This window comes from Bacillus cereus group sp. Bc010, assembly GCF_027716745.1.
Lineage (GTDB): Bacteria > Bacillota > Bacilli > Bacillales > Bacillaceae_G > Bacillus_A > Bacillus_A pacificus.
In genome coordinates, this window is record NZ_JAQFUY010000002.1 from 261,048 (window position 1) to 277,690 (window position 16,643).

Below are 16,643 nucleotides of genomic sequence, written 5' to 3' on the forward strand. Positions count from 1 at the left end.
TTCCAGGGTACTTTTGATATGAATCACCTATACCGTTAAAGAATACATATCTTTTAAAGATTAAATAGAAAGAAAAATTGCCGACTTTTATGTAAAAGTCGGCTGCTTTCTTATAGTTCATCCCTCCCATATGAACAAACTCAACTACTGCTTATAAGCGCCTTCTAATCCTAATATTTGAGCTGTTTAGTTTTTACAGATACTAAGAGGAACATCTCCTAAATGCGATATTCATAGCTAACCTGCATAATATCATCCCCTAATATGTCCGTTAAAGAGTTCTTATTTTTAATTGATGAACTCAATCCTGGAGATGAACTATATTCACTAAAAGAATATCGGAAATCCGCAACCATTTCGAGATCCATATCAAAGCGGACCCTTTCTTGCAATTCCTTATAGTCTGATTTAGAAAAATTAATAGGACTTTTTCCATAAAAATAGACAAATTGATAATAGTGTGTACCTTCCAATTTTGATTGATGATTTTCTATTTCCCTTTTCACTAATATACCCATACAAGAAATCTCTCCATTATATTTATCCTTCATACAAACTGGATAAGATTCTAAAAGTGTATCTTCTTCAAGATTTATATCATTCAAAATATACATTTTTCATATCCCCCTTTATTCCATATCATTAAAAAATATGCAAGGAAAATGAATATATAACTACTTGTACAATATTATTTTCTAATACAAAAATTAAGAAGGAATATGTATAATATCCCTTCTTATAATGGACTTTCAAAAGTGTATGTAATATCTATCGCTCCATCTTGATGAATACTTATTTTTTGAATTAACGCTTGAAATACATGAATCAAATCTTGCTCTTGCTTTTGTAACTGCTCAAAAGCTTGTTTTATCGTTTGAATATCAATTTGAACATGATTACCATTTTGTATTACCAGTAACTCATGATTCGCTTTGGTTATTTCCGCTTCAAGATCGTTCCGTTTTTGTTCAAACTCTCCTTTATTAATAAGTTCTTCTAAGTACAAATCTAGCAGTGCTTTTTTCTTTTGCTGATTTGTACTCACAAGCTGTTGCAACTTCTTTATATTTTTCTCTTGCCCCTTTTCAACATTACTTTGAAGTCTTAAAGAAACAGACTCTCCTTTTCCCACTAATAAATTTATAATGAACTGACGAAAATGCCCATATTGAATTGGCACATGATTTACACAACCATGTTTTCCTGCCCGACGATATTGAGAACACTTTAAATATTTCCATTCTGTTCGCTCCCCACTTTTCTTTTTCAAATGAGACTGTACAATTACCATATTAGAACCACAAACCGCGCATTTTGCTAGATTGCGAAATTCATTCCAAGCTGTGATTTTCGTTTTATTTGTTTTATTTTTTTTTCGATTCGCTTGATTCCATATCTCTTCTTCCACAATCTTTGGGTGATGGTTAGGAAAAACAAACCATTTTTCTTTTGGGTTCCGGATTTGTTTTTTCTTACCGCCAACTTTTACTGAAGTATATTGGTTTAAAATAAAAGTTCCTTTATAAATTGCACTTTGAAGGATTCTTTGAACCGATGTCATTTGCCAGTTCTTTTTAGTTTTCGACTTTATACCCAATCGATTTAATTCATTTGTTATCTTTTTATATCCCAAACCTTCGCAATACCATTTATACATCATTTTGACAACTTGCGCTTCCTCCTCATTAATCACCAATTTTTGCTCTTCACGATTATACCCATATGGAATTTTCCCGATATGCTCCCCGCGACGAACTTTTACCGCCAATGCTGCCGTAATACTAGAAGAAAGCGTTCTACTGTATTGAGCCGAAAACAAAGACCAAAGTTCAAATGCCATATCGTTTTTGCCAGCCTTTATAGAATCGTAGCCTTCTTCAACAGAAATAATTCGAACATGATGAGCTAAAAATACTTCGCGAATTTCTAACGAATCCTTCAAATCCCTCGCTAAACGGGAAATAGATTTAAAAACAACCATATTAATTTCTTTTGCTTTTGCCTTTTTTAACAGTAATTGAATAGATGGTCTGTCTACAAATAAAGTTCCACTTACCCCTTCATCTTTAAAAACACGTTTCTCATCCCAATTGAATCCATTTCGTTCTAACCAGTTCCGGCAGATATCTATTTGGTTTTCGACAGATGAAACTTGTTCATCTCGGTCAGTTGACACACGAACATATACTGCGTAAGACTCCACTGCTTTCACCTTCCCATCTCCGAACCACTAGACTACCGAATTTCATATGAAAAATTTTTATCCTTTTATAAAAGATATGACATTCTGCTGTTTTTTCATTACTAATATTAAAACAGCTTGTTTTAATATTAGTATGTCTTTAACAAGGTATAAAATTCATTTCAGTAAAAACATTTCATGGAAATGAATTTATAAAAAATAAAAAAACATTGCGAGATTTTTTTTGTACCACAAGTGCCCTTATTTACTACATAGAAGAACCTTAAATCACGCGTTTAGGAATTGAGAACAAAAGACGGGATAGCGTCAAATCATATATTTTAATATTAAGAAAAACAAAAAAATATATCACCTATGGAATTATTCGATAAATTTTTGGGGAACAAAAAGAAAATCAAAACTCTTTCGGAAAAATAAATCGGTTCAAAAAACAGTAAAGAACATTCTTTACCGAGCTCAATCAAAAGCAAAAAAACCCCAATCATAAGTAGAAAACCTATTGGTTTTCTACTTATGATTGGGGTTTTATCCATATAAAGGTAAAACATAAGAAATTGTCTCCAAAAGTTCATTTTTAACGACCTTTTGGGACAACCTCTTTTTATCATTATCGCGAGAAGCTCACCACTTCAACGTTAGAAAGTAGCAAGGGACCTACTTACTAAAACTTGAACACTCGTTTGAACCATGTATCTTTTTCTTTACTCGTTATGACCATTGTCGCTATTTTACCTAACATATCTGTTAATCCGCTTTCAAATTCTATCGTTTCATCATCTGTATCTGTATAAGCATGAACAAATTCATGAATTAACGTTCCAGTATATGCTTCAACACTTTTCAATTGGCTTCTTTTTATGATAATGGTACGGTCCGATTTATCCCATAATCCTAACGCATCTGATCCAGTAAAGCTATCAGGTCTCATGGTTTCAGAAATCTTGATTTCCTTTACAGGTTTTATATTTTTCGGAAACCATCCTTGAATCACATGTTTTAACTCATAAATTTCCTTTTCTTTTTTACTTAAGTCTTTTTCATCTACAAATTTAAATTCAAAACTATCATTCCAATGCACTGAATAGTAATCCAAATTCACGATTTCATTTCCAGAAATATCTTTTGCTTTGGATAATTTGAGTGCAAGCGTTTCTGGTATGGTAACAATTCTATGCCCTTCATCTTTCGCATAATTGATATATTTACTGCCCCCGATTAAGTCATCCGAGGTTAAAAACAATATTTTTTCTTTCGAGTTTAAAATCTTACATGCGTGCAGTTGCACATCTATCCATTGCAGCTCATCATGAGAGTTACCTTTTTGAATTTTTTCAAGATCGCTTACCAATTTTTCCGCAAATACAGATCCAGTACATGCCAGTAAGATGGATTTCATTCGATCCGAATACGCACTTCTTCCTACATTTGTTCTTTCTCTGTTTAACGATTTTAAAAGTTTTTTAGTTGGTGAAGTAATATTGTAGGAAAACAGCAAATTTTCTTCCTCAGCTACGCAGAGTCCATTCACATAAATGCGAGATTCCTTATTATCCACTTTTTCGAGTAAAGCGCCATATTTTGTTTCTTCAATCACTTGTTCTCCTGAATATAACAAGAAAAAATCTTTCGCTTTTTCAATATCTGAATCTTGCAGCCCTCCTAAAATAAATTCGGTCCCAACCATATTGCAATTCGAAGGTTCTTGAACGATTGCATGCAATGTCGTAATATCCGCAAATCCTTCTTTTGATAACTTTTTAATTGTAATGTCATTATACTTAGATTTTATCAATACATGTATGTTTCTTCTATCAAAGGTTGCCAAAGCGTCTTTCAATCCGACTCCAAATTTTCCAATTACTTTTTCAACACGGCTCATTTTTTCTTTATTTTCGTTTTGTGTTAAATGATTATGTTTTAGCCCTCTTCCATAATCTTTAATATGCCATTTTCCATCATCATCTTTCCATATAATAGGTTCTTTTGTTTCACTTAAATTCGATTCATCCAATGCATTCGCGATGATTTCCCTTAATGCATGTGCTACAGTCCAATGTTCCAAAACTTTTTCAATGTTTAAGTCGAATTTCTTCATCCTTGTACACCTTTTCCTTTTTGACATGATTCGTTCTTATTATTTGTTTCTTTATTTTATATTTCATATTTTATAATAATAGAGTTTCTTATACAAAGTTAAGACCATAACACTCAAAAATAAAAAGATGTAGTAACCTACAAAAGAATTAATTTATACGCTGATCAAATTGTCTTCACATAGAAATTATGTATAAAAATGACTATTCAATTAACTCCTCTTTCCATATATGTTATATACTAATAATATAAAATTAAAAATATTCAATTAGAAAGGGAGTGTTTGCATTGAAACACGGCAAACTATTTTATTTCACCAATCCGCATCCCGATCTGCCTATGGATGAACGATATGTTGCGGAGACTGATACAGGTATCAAAGAATCTTTTGTACATAAAAATGATGCATTACTGTTTTTATTTGACCACGGAGTACGTTCTTATCAATCTTTCACAAAAGAAATCTCTGCATATAAAAACTTAAAAAACATTCCTATTTACGAATTATGGCATTTAGAAAATAGAATAGGCTATGTACTCTTCGGATTTGAATCCTATATAGATTCGGAAGGAAATACAAACAAACGAAAATCTTATATATGGCGATTCGTCGGGCATGGACGTAGTTGTTTTGCGCCCACTCGTGAAGAACTGACTCAAAAGATATTAGACGAGATTCATAAACATGTGGCAGATCCCGAAGAACGTGGTTACAACATATACCCTTATTACACGCGTTATTATCGAGAAGGCGGTGCAAAATGCATAATTTCGTAGCTTTTGATTTTGAGACTGCTAACCATCATCGTCATAGCATTTGTGCTGTTGGTATGGTCTTTGTCGAAAATGGAGAAATCATTGATACCCTCTATGAATTAATTAATCCAGAAGAAGATTTTGACTATTATAATATCGCTATTCACGGAATTACACCAAGTGATGTAAAAGACGCCCTCACATTTCCAGAATTTTATGAAGCGTATAAAAAAAGATTTGAAAACAAATTATTAGTCGCTCATTATCTTCCTTTTGATGGATACGCACTCCGGGATAGTTTAAGACGGTATGAACTTCCATCTGTTTATAACAACTTACTTTGTACATACCAACTATCAAAAAAATTAATAACCGGAGAAAAGAGCTATACCTTAAAATACCTTTGCAAACATTTTAGCATTGAATTAAATAACCATCATAATGCTTTGGAAGATGCAAGGGCTTGTGCTCAACTCATGTTACAACTATCTCATAAATATGATCTACCAAATATAGAAGAAATTTATTCCAAAACACACATTAGAACTGGCGAAATCTCTGGTAACACCTATAGATCTTCATTAGTTCAATCTCAATCCTACTCCTCTTTAAATTTAAAAGATATTAACGTAGCAACAGAAGTATCTGAAGATCATCCTTTTTATCAAAAACATATCGTATTTACAGGCAAATTAAATGCGTATACTCGTATAGAAGCCGCACAGTTAATTGCTAATAAAGGTGGCATTCCACAAAACGGTATTAACAAAAACACTAACTATATTATCATCGGAGATTTCGACAACGTGATGATAAAAGGAAATAAATCTTCTAAATTAGAGAAAGCAGAAAAATTGATTGCACAGGGGAAGGAGCTTGAAATTATTAGCGAAGAAGAATTTATGAGAATGTTGTAGTTGAATAAGTTGACACTAAAAATGATATAAAAATCTAATACTTTCATATAAAATAATAATCATACAACAAGATATACATCATGAAGCACAGAAGAAAGGAGAATTTTCATGGCGAAAAATGGAGAACCTGGAAAAGGACGTATTGGCGCAGTAAAAGGGCGTAGCCAATTACAAGGTCCAAACGGAAATTGGATTAAGCGTGACAGCGCAACCGGACGATTCCTTGACCAAAAAACAAGTAGTACAACACCTTTCAAAGGTGTTAGAAAAGAAAAGTAACCAAACTAAAAATAAACAGCTATCGTAGGAGATAGCTGTTTATTTTTCTTACCATTACATTTATTATAACTAATATATAGATTATTAAATGGTAAATCAAATTTACAGTAAGGAGTGTTACTAATGATGACCGACGCAGAAAGATATCATTCTTTTAACAGCGTAAAACAAAGTACCAACGTTTTAGTATCCCAATGGCAAAAAAGGTGGTTAACTGGTTTTAAATATGATGCATCAACAATCGAATTTTTTCCTCCGAAGCCATTTATAAATCTAAGCTCAATGCAACAAGCTGCATTACTTAAAAATATTAGATATGTTCATCACGCTGTACTCGCATCTGTTTTTCAAATGACTCCAGAAAATAAAAAAGTGCCATTCGATGTAGTAGATAACTTGATTTTAGAACAACTAAATCATTATAACCGTAAATTAGGGTTATGTATTTATGCAAGTGCATTATTATACTGTCTCTTACGTGAAGAATTCGCACTTGATAATAAACATTTAAAGTACGTACAAGGTTTTGCACGGACTAAACCTTCTAAAAATTATAAGTTACCTTCAACAGGCGAAGGTTCAGACTTGATGCACACATTACATGCATTTGTTTTATATCAAAATTCTGTCATCGATACCTCTACTATACAACTGGAGAAATATTTAGATTTCTCCCTTAAGCCTCCTTTTGTTTTAGGAGAGCAAGGATACAAGGAAGAAACATTTACATATCATGGATTTAAAGAGTATCCTCAAACCCCACTAAAATACGCAAAAACTTTGCTAAAGAAGTAGGAATGACATACAAAGAATGGATTACACATCATCAAACGCAAGCCAAAATATTTTCACAAGTAAAAGTTCATTAATAATAACACCTTCCTTATATAAGGAAGGTATTATTAACATGTTAATATAATCTATATCATAATAGTGTTTTGAAAAAAATAAGCTCTTATTATAAATGTTACATAACATATTCTTCTTACTTATTTCAAGAGTCACTACTAAACCTCAAATATACACCGGATTAATTCACCCCAAAACCGTAACCCAAAAATATAATTCATCTTTCTACCGAGAATCAAAAATCAGAATATTCTTTATTTAAAACCAAAAAGACAAACCTTACATCTCATAAGGTCTCGTCCCACTTTTTCAAAAAACTACTCGGTATTAAGTTAGTAATGGTATACCATTACTAACTTAATACCGAGTAAACGTTTTTCTTGGCATAACTCCTTCACCTTTTTGCCGAGAAAAATATTTTCTTTGAAACTAGCATATTTCTAAATGACAACATATAGCACGTCCATATTTGTGATATTAAAAAGCAATAAAAAGAAACTCAAATTTCCGAGTTACTTTTTATTGCTCTAAATTTATTTTTAAAATATATTCTGTTTTCCCATTTTGATCTATTATAATTTTATCAATTAAATACACCAAAAGTTGACGAACTCGTTTCATATCTTTTTGTAAATTTGTAAATTCTATTCGAAATGCTTGTAACACATTTTTTTGTAACATACCTTGGTTAGAATCGACGTCTTCAATATGCTTCATTTCTGCTTCTTTTTTTGCGATTAACTCCTCTGTCCCCCTGATTTCGTGCAACAAATGCAAACGATAATCCAACATTACATCCAACAAAGGATCTATTTTCGGATCAACTTCCACCAATTTCTTCTTTTGATTATATAATTCGTCTATTTCACGTTCCGCATCCTTAATCCAAACTAGACAATTATCCACCTGTTTTTTCAAACGCTGGATTTCTTTTTTTATTTGTTTTATGTCTTTTTCTAAAATTTGTTCCATTTCATACATCAGTTCTGTTTGAGATTTAGAAATGACTTTATCCGTAACCTCTTTTATAACACTATCAAAAACCAGTGCATGTAGCTCATCTGTTGAGAACCAAACTTTACATAATTTATTCGAACACATATATTTCTTGATTCCATACTTCTTGCCATTTTTCCCTCTAGTTTCTTGATTCTTTGGAAGCAAGGGAGCATCACAACTTTTACAATAAATTAAGTCCCGTAGAACATACTCTGTTTTTAATTGTTTGGGAGGTAATTCCTTGTTTCTTTTTTTCTCAAACATTTGAAAAGTAGCTAACCATTCTTCCTTGGTCATAATAGGTGGAATCTCTTCACATTTTGCCATTTTCCATTTGGATAAGTCTTCAATACTATTCCCAGATCCAGGTTTTAGTCTTCCGAATGTAACATACCCTGCATAAATTGGATTGGTCAAAATGTGCTTTACTCGTTCCTTTTTCCAATGGATTGTATTTGTTTTCGCCTTTTGCTCATTTAATATTTTGGCGATATCCGCAAACCCTTCGCCATTTTGATATAACTGATATATCTTTAACACAATTTCTTTTTCATCTTCTAGAATAAAGAAATTCTTGGTATTTTCATCCTGTACATATCCAAATGGTACAGGTCCTCCCATCCATTGACCATAGTCTGTTCTTTGTCCATACGCATCTTTCGTACGTGCACTGATTCGCTCTACTTCATAACGAGTTCCACCCTCTCGAATTAATTGTGTAATAATATCACGCTCTGTATACAATTCTCCCGTACTCGTCAATATGACATCTGTTTTCGCTTCTTTCATTATTACTCGTATTTGTACATGTTCAATCTCTGATCGCGCAAGGCGGTCATCTGCATACGTAATCACAAAATCATATTTCCCCTGTTCTACGTCTCGTAATAACGCCATGATTTGGGGACGCTTGATTAACTTCTTTTTAAATGCCGATTCTCCAGGGTCTACATATTCTTTCACAATTTCACAATCATAGTTTTTTATAAATTCATATACATGATGTCTTTGTGCATCGATTGTTTGACGATCAGATGAAACCCTCGCATAAAAAGCTCCTTTTTTTCCTTTTTCTAAAACATCACGAATTGTCTTCACATGTATGCACCTCTTGATAATGTAAAAATGGATGTTTAAAAATAATTTCATAACCGTGTCTATCTACAATTACAGTAAAAATCAAATCTTGAAATAACTCCATAACCTTATAATCTGGTAAGGAATCTAACATCAGTTGTTTATGGACATTAGACTCCAAATCCTTTACTACACCAGGCACCTTTTTTAATACATTTAGTTTTAATTCCAATTCTTCTTTTATTTGTTTGTGTTCCTGAAAATGTTGATAAGAACCAAGTAATTCTTTGTGTAACTTTTCATTTTTCTTTTCCGTTAACCATCTTTGTACTTTTGTGTGCACTGTCTTTTTCTTTTGATCTAAACGCTGACTATGCCCTTGTATCATTCGTTCTATTTCTTTTACATTTTGTCTATAGTAACGCTGAAACAAGCCATCAAATTCTTTCTCTCGTAAATTAAGAAAAAAACATTTCATTTTTTCAAATGTTTTTTGTTCGATATATTCCTTATCAATATACAAACGATGTTCTTTGCATCGATATCCTATTAAAAATGTATTTCCTCTCCGTTTAACCACTCCCTCTAATTGTTTTTTACAATAAGAACATTGCAGGAGTCCTTCTATACGATACAGAATATCTTCTTTAGCAATTTCCTTTTTCATTTTCGTAGAACCACGCTTATTTACTATTTGATTTAGTTTTTCTTGCGCAGCTTCCCATTGGTGCGGTTCAATCGGCATTGTGCCTTCTAGCTGATGTTCTTGTTGAACTCCCTTCAATCGAATACTATATACACCCATATAAAAGGAATTTTCTAATGTACGTCTAATATCTTGTAGTTCCCAAGGAAGTCCTTTTCGTTTCTTAAAACCTTTTCCATCTAAACGATCTTTTATTTGTTGCAAAGATGTGCATGTATCGTTCAAAAATTCATTAAAAATAAACATAACTATATCCATTTCATCTTTTACGATTTCAATTTCTTTTTTCTTTTTATTATTTTGGAAACCATATGGCAGCCGACTCACTGCTTTTCCTGCATCAAATTTACTCTGACGCATAGCATCAAACCGTTTATTAATTTGTTCACCTTCATGTTGTGCGAAGCCAGCCATAATCACTTCTAGATAGCGATTCATCGGCGTGTATTCCATTACCGGTTCTCCAACAGTCGTAAAATGAACTTTTATCTGTTTCTCCTGAAGAAGTTCATAAATTTCCATATACTCGATTACATTTCTTGCTAACCGGTCTCTCTTATACAAAATTAAATGTTCAATTTCATCATTTCGAATTGCTTCCAACAACTTTCGTAAACCCGGTCGCTGATTCATATGTATAATTCTAGCCGATACATATGGATCTTCATATTCATAGTCCAGCTTCATATAATGATCTCTGCAATACGCCTTTGCATAATATTTCTGCATTCGAACGGAGTGTTCTTGTTTTTTAGATGAACTACGGTAATATGCGACTGTTTTCTTCAATACAACCAGCCCTTCCATCATGTTGTGCTTACAATGTATGCACGTCATCCTTGTCCATAGAATCATTTTGTTTCATTACTTCTACTAAAAGTTCCACATATAGTTGAAACCATTTTTGTGCAGCTTCAGGATCATGAATATACGAAATCGATCTGAGTTGAAGCTTCTTTTGTACAGCCATTAAAATCATCACCTTTCAAAACAAATTGCATAGGAGGAATTACAATTGATTACGCAATTAGGACAAACCATTCGTAATTTAAGAAAGCAAAAGGGAATTTCTCTTCAAAATTTCGCTGAGCAAATTGAAGTCTCTCCGGGATATTTAAGTAACCTTGAAACACAAAAAACAGATACCATTTCTTTAACGTTACTCGCAAAATTGAATGAGGAATTTGATTTATTTCCTTCCCTGAATCACACAACTTCTCCTCATCATGAATTACATTTCCGACTAGATCGGGTATGCGAACTACTGAAAACGCTACATGATACCAATCCCGAGTTAGCAAATTATTTTATTTCTCATATTGAACAAGGATTGATATTATACCAAAAGGAATAGTTGCTTAGTGGTTATTATTACCAATTAAGAACTAGTTATTCATTTTTATAAAATTAATTTACAAAAATGAATAAAGTACCCTGAAAAAGAGAGCCTATTTTCCCAAAACGGCTCTTTTTTCCATATCTTCTAATAACTCTTTTATTACTTTATTATAAAGACGATTTACCTGTGTAGATTTTTCATCTGTTCGTTGATAAATATACTCGTCTCCTTTCTTTATTATCCCCAGATGTTTATCTTCTTTTGGAAATACAAGATTGCAAAAATCTTGATATATTTGCAATCCCTTCTCTCCTTTTAATGAATATGTACGATCAGGAAAGAGTCTTTTAAATTGAGCTCTTAATAGCCCTTGAAATGCTTTTTCATCCAAACCCTGAATCCTATTTTCATCTATGTTGCTCAGTGGTTGTCTGTTTTCAATCACTGCGTCCAACGTACTCACTTTTTGTTGCAATAAATCATATTCTTCTACCACTTGTTCATACACATCTTTCATCCATTGATTCTGCTTTTGCAATGCTGATATCTCTTCACACATAATATTTACCACATCATATAAAAAATGAATGTCCCCATTCGTTATACTCGCCCTTCCTTCCAAATACTCAACTTCTCCTTCATTTTTTTTATGAAATAAAACTTGTACTTGTTGTTTTACATCATTTATATCTTGAATAAGATGCTGATATTCCTGCAAAATTTGACGTAACCCTGGACGTTTCTTATCGATAAACTCAAATAAATCTTCCTCGCGAATACTCCATCCCTCCTTCCGATTCTCTGATGGAACTGCTGCAATTTCTAACTTCCGAAGCCAATCCGTAAATGTTTTATAACTTACCTTTATATAGTTTTCTTCTAAAATCTTCATCGCTTCTTGAACATTAATCCACCTTGTCATATTCCACCTCACCTCATATCTCTAATAATTTTATGAATGTCATATAACAGATATAACTACACAAAAGTAATATTAAAAATAAAAAAATAGGATTTAGCTCTCCCTCAAGCTAAATCCTATTTACATAATCACACTATTGTTATCTCGTTAATTTTGATTCGTTCTTTCTTAAATCCATAATTTTTTTATAAATGATACCCGCTTCGTTTTCTGTGTGAATATCAAAACTCCAGTACATTTCAGATTTTAACTCGTCTTCATTTATTTCTATTTCATGTACTAAATTTCCAACTACCTCTAAGACATCCTCATTCCACAATTCTTCTTTTAATGTTTGATTTAACACCAATTGAGCTACATCCATTGCCTGAAATATAACATCTAATCCATATCCCATCCTACTTACTCCCATTACAATGTACCCGATTGCTTCTGTATCTTTCAAAAACTCCACTCCTTCCACTATTTCATTTTCATAAAAGTCATTTATAAAAAGTCTGTTTTCTTCCCCAACTGCATATATTTTTAAAGATAAAATATTTGTTTAAGAACTAATTAAGGGAGGTATTTACTTGTTACAACATCTCGGGCAAACCATCCGAACATTACGAAAACACAAAGGGATTACACTAAATGACCTTGCAGCAACATTACATGTTTCACCAGGCTACCTCAGTAATTTAGAAACAATGAAAACCGATACTGTTTCACTTACATTTCTAGAACAAATACAAGAAGAACTGAACCTGTTCCCTGCTCTCACCCAGGAAACAGATTCTCCAAACCATGAACTTGATTTTCGTTTACAACGATTATGCCAAGTATTACAAAAAACTCATGATGAAAATCCAGAGTTAGCGGATTACTTTATTGCTCATGTTGAAAAAGGTTTGGAACTTTATCAACCCAAATAAACACCCTACTCTCATTATGAACAACTTGTCTACCTATTATTCATTATTATGAATTATTTTTATAAATATGAATAAATTCTCGAAAATAGGAGAACCTTTATAAAAAGAGGTTCTCTTTTTTCTAATTAAGGAGATGAATCAATATGAAAGAAGAATTACTAAAAGTAGCTAATGACTACCTCGAATGGGTACATGTTCAACTTGAAAGTGATGTTAACTTTATCGGGGATGATTACATTGACACAATAGAAGATATGTTACTAGAAGAAGGGATTTTATATACCCAAAACGATATGACACAAACCATTAAAAGTATTATTTCAAAACTCCAAGATAAATATGGCGTTAATAATATTTTTTATGGTGCCCCGGAACATACTGTTATTGAAAACGGTCGATATGTAACCCTTTATAATCAGTTAATAATCAAAAATCCCAAACACAAAGAATAAACATTAAATATATGCTATGTTCTTTCAATGTACTTTTTTCGAATTATTGCTTTAAAATAAAAAAGGATGGCTGTTAACAGCCATCTTCTTTTTATTTACTGATTAATTAAGTTATTTAACACCGGCGTCGTATGAACATAACGTACTGTAAATAACGGATCTAAACGATATTGGAATGTTGTTACAAATCGACCAGTTTAAACTAATTGTTGTACAACTTCTTAAATCTCTTAACTATTTTCATCAAAAGACAGCAAATTTGAAATTCATAATTATCATTAAAAGCTGGAAACAGTTTATACCTATATTTTACTCCATAGACAAATTGTCCTCTACTTACATATAGAATAATCCAAACATTTTATACACAGAAAACAAAAATACAGATACCATACCATATAAAATAACAACCTTAGGTGCATTACATCTATTTAAAATCGCAACACCTAATAATGTAATCAGTAGCGGAATGAATAAAATCATCGCTACTCGCATAGCTAGTTGATCAAAGATAGGTTTTAATATGTCAATGTCAATAATGTCCACAAATTATCTTCCTCTCATGAAATATATTATCATTTTATAATAATTTAGCGTTTTAATTCAATCTATTAATTACTAAATATTAATGAATTCATCTATACAATACCTATTTGCCGTTTCAATTTTTCAACCCTAATTTTGCTACAACAGCAGATACATGTGAATATTTCTCTTTTCTGAAACACAATAATTCTAGTATAATAAATTTAACGAAAGAAAAATTAGAATTTTACAAATCAAAACAAAATATGTACTAACTCTTCTAAATTAAAAAACTTATGTTAATAAAAAAGAAAATTTATTAAAAAGGATGTTGAAATATGACTTCTATAAGTTCTATGCCCTATGCAGTACGAAAAAATGATTCTAACTGGATAAAAGATACCGCTGAAGATATTAAAAAATTAAGATTAAAACATGGAGACACTCATCCTTATTATGAATTAATTAAAGATAGCTTTTATTGCTATGGTTGCTATAAAAAATGGATAAAAGAAAATCATACTGAACCCTTTGATTATGCCCTACCTAAATTAACACATTATATATATGAAAACGGAAATAAAACCCACTTCAAACTCCGTCGCAAATCACAAGAGAAAAATCATGATCATCTCAAAGGCTGCTATTTTAATGATCCATCAGATTATTACAAAGAACTATCTGATTCTTTCGACCATATCGAAATTGCTGAAAAACAAACTGCCCGCCTCATCATATTAAATCGGATGAATCAAATATTAAAAACTGAAATTAGATCTTCCACAAAAGGTTTAGGAAAAACAATTAAACCTAAAGCTTCACACCTACAAACATTCGGTGCTCTGCAAGACATTTACAATCGCTACGGGGAAAGTTGGAGAGAATTACCTGTTATAACCGAAGATAATGAAACTAAAAAAATCGAAAATTTATTGCTATCTCCCGATGAAGCAATTGACTCATCTAAACAATACCCAAACAAAATCGCAATTGTATATGGAACAATACAAAGAGTTGAGGCTCGTAATAACGGTGGTTATATCAACATTGTATTTAAACAAGGCTCAAATAAATCCGATCGTCCATTTCGCTTGTCAGTATCACCTTATCATATTTATAATGAAACAGATTTACAATGCCTAGAAAATAGAAAAATCGGATGTTACGGGCGTTTAAAACATAATCAGGGCTTTTCACAAATAGAGTTATTTTCTTTACATCATCAAATTGTATTTTTAGATTTACAAAAAAGTGAACCTTGTCCTTTTAGAACACCCAGTATTAATATTGATCGAATTCAGAAACTACTTACACGTACAATGGAATTTCATCATAGTAAACTTCATTCATATCACCCTGGAATGTTTACTTTTCACAGACAAGCTCAATCGGATTTCAAGAAAATAAAACAAACAGTTCAAGAAACCCAACAAAAACAACAACTGCTTTTTCAGGAAAAAGAAATGAAAACCCAAGAGAAAAACAGTATGTCCGTCCTTCATAACACATTATTAATTGACACAGCAAATATAAAAAAGCAACTTCGCATTACAAAATCCAAAATCAAAGAAACAGAAAAACAATTCAGCAATAAATTCCGTAAATGGACTCGATTTATTTATGCTGGATCTGAATCAAAAGAAATACAAGAATTAAAATCTAAACAAAACAACTTAACAATACAACTAGATTCCTTTACCAAACAAAAACAAAATATCGAAGCTAATATTACGAACTTAGAAGATACTATATCTAGTATAAGCTCTTCTATAACAGCCTTAGAAAAAAAACATGCTTCTGCATTAAATAATTTCAAAAAGATTAAACGTGGAGTCGAGATAGAAAAACAATGGAAAACACATATTGAGCAAGATTTTTGTTTTCTTTATTATCAAGAAAATAAAAATCTTTGGAGTGCTATTCAGATACAACAAAATCCACAACCGGAAGCAGATCTTACCTTCACATGCAAATTTCTATACAACAATCCAGATCACACAAATCGTATTCGTCCTGAAGAAATATTACCTATTGTATTTGATACACCTTCATACGATTTAATGATTTACAAAGTAATACAGAAGAAACTACATCAAAAATTAAATCGCTCACCACTAAAAGGGCATCAGCCCCTTCATAAGTAAAAGATTTTCAAACCAAACATAAAAAACGAGAAACCCTGTGACATACATGTTTCTCGTTTTTTTATTAAATAATAATTCTACTTACCAACTGATATCCTCTAGCTGATCACCAACCATCTTCTTCTTTGTATTTATCTATTTTTTCCTTCTTGTAAATATTGATCAGCTTCTCACTTGAAACAACCTTGCCCGATGATTAAATTTCCCTTCCTTGTCTAACGTTTAAAAATCACAATAGATTTATCCACCAATTCACTCCAACCATTTGAAAGATACTTTTCAATAATAAAACTGGTTGCTTCTTTCTAAAAAAAATTGACTTACAATACAATCAATATAGCGCTTCCTTCTTTTTTATACATCCAGTATGCTGATATCTTTTTACCTAATTTTTGTTCTAAACTTAGAGGATAAGTTACCACTTCCTCCATTTCGTATACAATTCAACCATCCTAATTAAAACATCC

17 protein-coding genes are annotated in these 16,643 nt (G+C 31.8%); 8 read left to right on the top strand and 9 right to left on the bottom strand.

Annotated features, from left to right (window positions below; translation table 11 throughout):
- Nucleotides 1-218: 218 nt before the first annotated feature.
- The 3 genes from PDQ68_RS04385 to PDQ68_RS04395 form a co-directional block, all read right to left on the bottom strand.
- Nucleotides 219-614 (bottom strand): hypothetical protein, encoded by a 396-nt coding sequence (locus PDQ68_RS04385; protein WP_088106401.1) that lies wholly within the window; start codon nucleotides 612-614, stop codon nucleotides 219-221.
- A gap of 122 nt (nucleotides 615-736) precedes the next feature.
- Complete coding sequence (locus tag PDQ68_RS04390) at nucleotides 737-2,212, bottom strand: recombinase family protein (RefSeq protein ID WP_000648666.1); 1,476 nt, start codon at nucleotides 2,210-2,212, stop codon at nucleotides 737-739.
- A 652-nt stretch (nucleotides 2,213-2,864) separates the two neighbouring features.
- On the bottom strand, nucleotides 2,865-4,298 hold the full coding sequence (locus tag PDQ68_RS04395) for an ATP-binding protein (RefSeq protein WP_088106399.1): 1,434 nt from the start codon (nucleotides 4,296-4,298) through the stop codon (nucleotides 2,865-2,867).
- 278 nt (nucleotides 4,299-4,576) lie between these two features.
- Here PDQ68_RS04395 and PDQ68_RS04400 point away from each other — a divergent pair, with 278 nt between their 5' ends.
- The 4 genes from PDQ68_RS04400 (at nucleotide 4,577) to PDQ68_RS04415 (ending at nucleotide 7,044) form a co-directional block, all read left to right on the top strand.
- Nucleotides 4,577-5,074 (top strand): hypothetical protein, encoded by a 498-nt coding sequence (locus PDQ68_RS04400; RefSeq protein WP_088106398.1) that lies wholly within the window; start codon nucleotides 4,577-4,579, stop codon nucleotides 5,072-5,074.
- Nucleotides 5,059-5,970, top strand: coding sequence for an exonuclease domain-containing protein (locus tag PDQ68_RS04405; RefSeq protein WP_000551413.1), 912 nt, complete (start codon nucleotides 5,059-5,061; stop codon nucleotides 5,968-5,970). Before PDQ68_RS04400 ends, PDQ68_RS04405 begins: the two co-directional genes overlap by 16 nt.
- Nucleotides 5,971-6,078: 108 nt before the next feature.
- Nucleotides 6,079-6,249, top strand: a complete 171-nt coding sequence (locus PDQ68_RS04410; RefSeq protein ID WP_001097071.1) for a hypothetical protein — start codon at nucleotides 6,079-6,081, stop codon at nucleotides 6,247-6,249.
- 126 nt (nucleotides 6,250-6,375) lie between these two features.
- Nucleotides 6,376-7,044, top strand: a complete 669-nt coding sequence (locus PDQ68_RS04415; protein WP_140383337.1) for a hypothetical protein — start codon at nucleotides 6,376-6,378, stop codon at nucleotides 7,042-7,044.
- Between the two features lie 573 nt (nucleotides 7,045-7,617).
- Here PDQ68_RS04415 and PDQ68_RS04420 read toward each other — a convergent pair.
- From PDQ68_RS04420 to PDQ68_RS04430, 3 genes are read right to left on the bottom strand one after another with little or no spacing between them, the layout of a single operon-like run.
- Nucleotides 7,618-9,195, bottom strand: coding sequence for a recombinase family protein (locus tag PDQ68_RS04420; protein WP_072770216.1), 1,578 nt, complete (start codon nucleotides 9,193-9,195; stop codon nucleotides 7,618-7,620).
- Nucleotides 9,179-10,669 (bottom strand): recombinase family protein, encoded by a 1,491-nt coding sequence (locus PDQ68_RS04425; RefSeq protein ID WP_258959472.1) that lies wholly within the window; start codon nucleotides 10,667-10,669, stop codon nucleotides 9,179-9,181. Before PDQ68_RS04425 ends, PDQ68_RS04420 begins: the two co-directional genes overlap by 17 nt.
- Nucleotides 10,670-10,697: 28 nt before the next feature.
- Nucleotides 10,698-10,850: a hypothetical protein gene (locus tag PDQ68_RS04430; protein ID WP_175879545.1), complete on the bottom strand. Its 153-nt coding sequence runs from the start codon at nucleotides 10,848-10,850 to the stop codon at nucleotides 10,698-10,700.
- Between the two features lie 45 nt (nucleotides 10,851-10,895).
- On the opposite strand from PDQ68_RS04430, the gene PDQ68_RS04435 reads away from it, so the two are divergent.
- Nucleotides 10,896-11,234, top strand: a complete 339-nt coding sequence (locus tag PDQ68_RS04435) for a helix-turn-helix domain-containing protein (RefSeq protein WP_000632660.1) — start codon at nucleotides 10,896-10,898, stop codon at nucleotides 11,232-11,234.
- 94 nt (nucleotides 11,235-11,328) lie between these two features.
- On the opposite strand, the gene PDQ68_RS04440 is transcribed toward PDQ68_RS04435, so the two are convergent.
- Both PDQ68_RS04440 and PDQ68_RS04445 read right to left on the bottom strand, forming a co-directional pair.
- Nucleotides 11,329-12,141 carry a DNA-binding protein gene (locus PDQ68_RS04440; RefSeq protein WP_076868776.1) on the bottom strand — a complete coding sequence of 271 codons (813 nt, stop codon included), beginning with the start codon at nucleotides 12,139-12,141 and terminating at the stop codon, nucleotides 11,329-11,331.
- Between the two features lie 139 nt (nucleotides 12,142-12,280).
- On the bottom strand, nucleotides 12,281-12,595 hold the full coding sequence (locus tag PDQ68_RS04445; protein ID WP_254848097.1) for a hypothetical protein: 315 nt from the start codon (nucleotides 12,593-12,595) through the stop codon (nucleotides 12,281-12,283).
- A 118-nt stretch (nucleotides 12,596-12,713) separates the two neighbouring features.
- On the opposite strand from PDQ68_RS04445, the gene PDQ68_RS04450 reads away from it, so the two are divergent.
- A complete protein-coding gene (locus tag PDQ68_RS04450; RefSeq protein WP_076868778.1) occupies nucleotides 12,714-13,055 on the top strand; it encodes a helix-turn-helix domain-containing protein in 342 nt (113 codons plus the stop codon).
- A gap of 143 nt (nucleotides 13,056-13,198) precedes the next feature.
- Nucleotides 13,199-13,507: a hypothetical protein gene (locus PDQ68_RS04455; RefSeq protein ID WP_076868779.1), complete on the top strand. Its 309-nt coding sequence runs from the start codon at nucleotides 13,199-13,201 to the stop codon at nucleotides 13,505-13,507.
- 336 nt (nucleotides 13,508-13,843) lie between these two features.
- On the opposite strand, the gene PDQ68_RS04460 is transcribed toward PDQ68_RS04455, so the two are convergent.
- A complete protein-coding gene (locus PDQ68_RS04460; protein ID WP_000351252.1) occupies nucleotides 13,844-14,053 on the bottom strand; it encodes a hypothetical protein in 210 nt (69 codons plus the stop codon).
- Nucleotides 14,054-14,370: 317 nt separating this feature from the next.
- Between PDQ68_RS04460 and PDQ68_RS04465 the strand changes: the two genes are divergently transcribed.
- The gene (locus PDQ68_RS04465) at nucleotides 14,371-16,176 is read left to right on the top strand and encodes a hypothetical protein (RefSeq protein ID WP_076868780.1); all 1,806 of its coding nucleotides are present in this window, start codon (nucleotides 14,371-14,373) and stop codon (nucleotides 16,174-16,176) included.
- The last annotated feature ends 467 nt before the right edge of the window (nucleotides 16,177-16,643 follow it).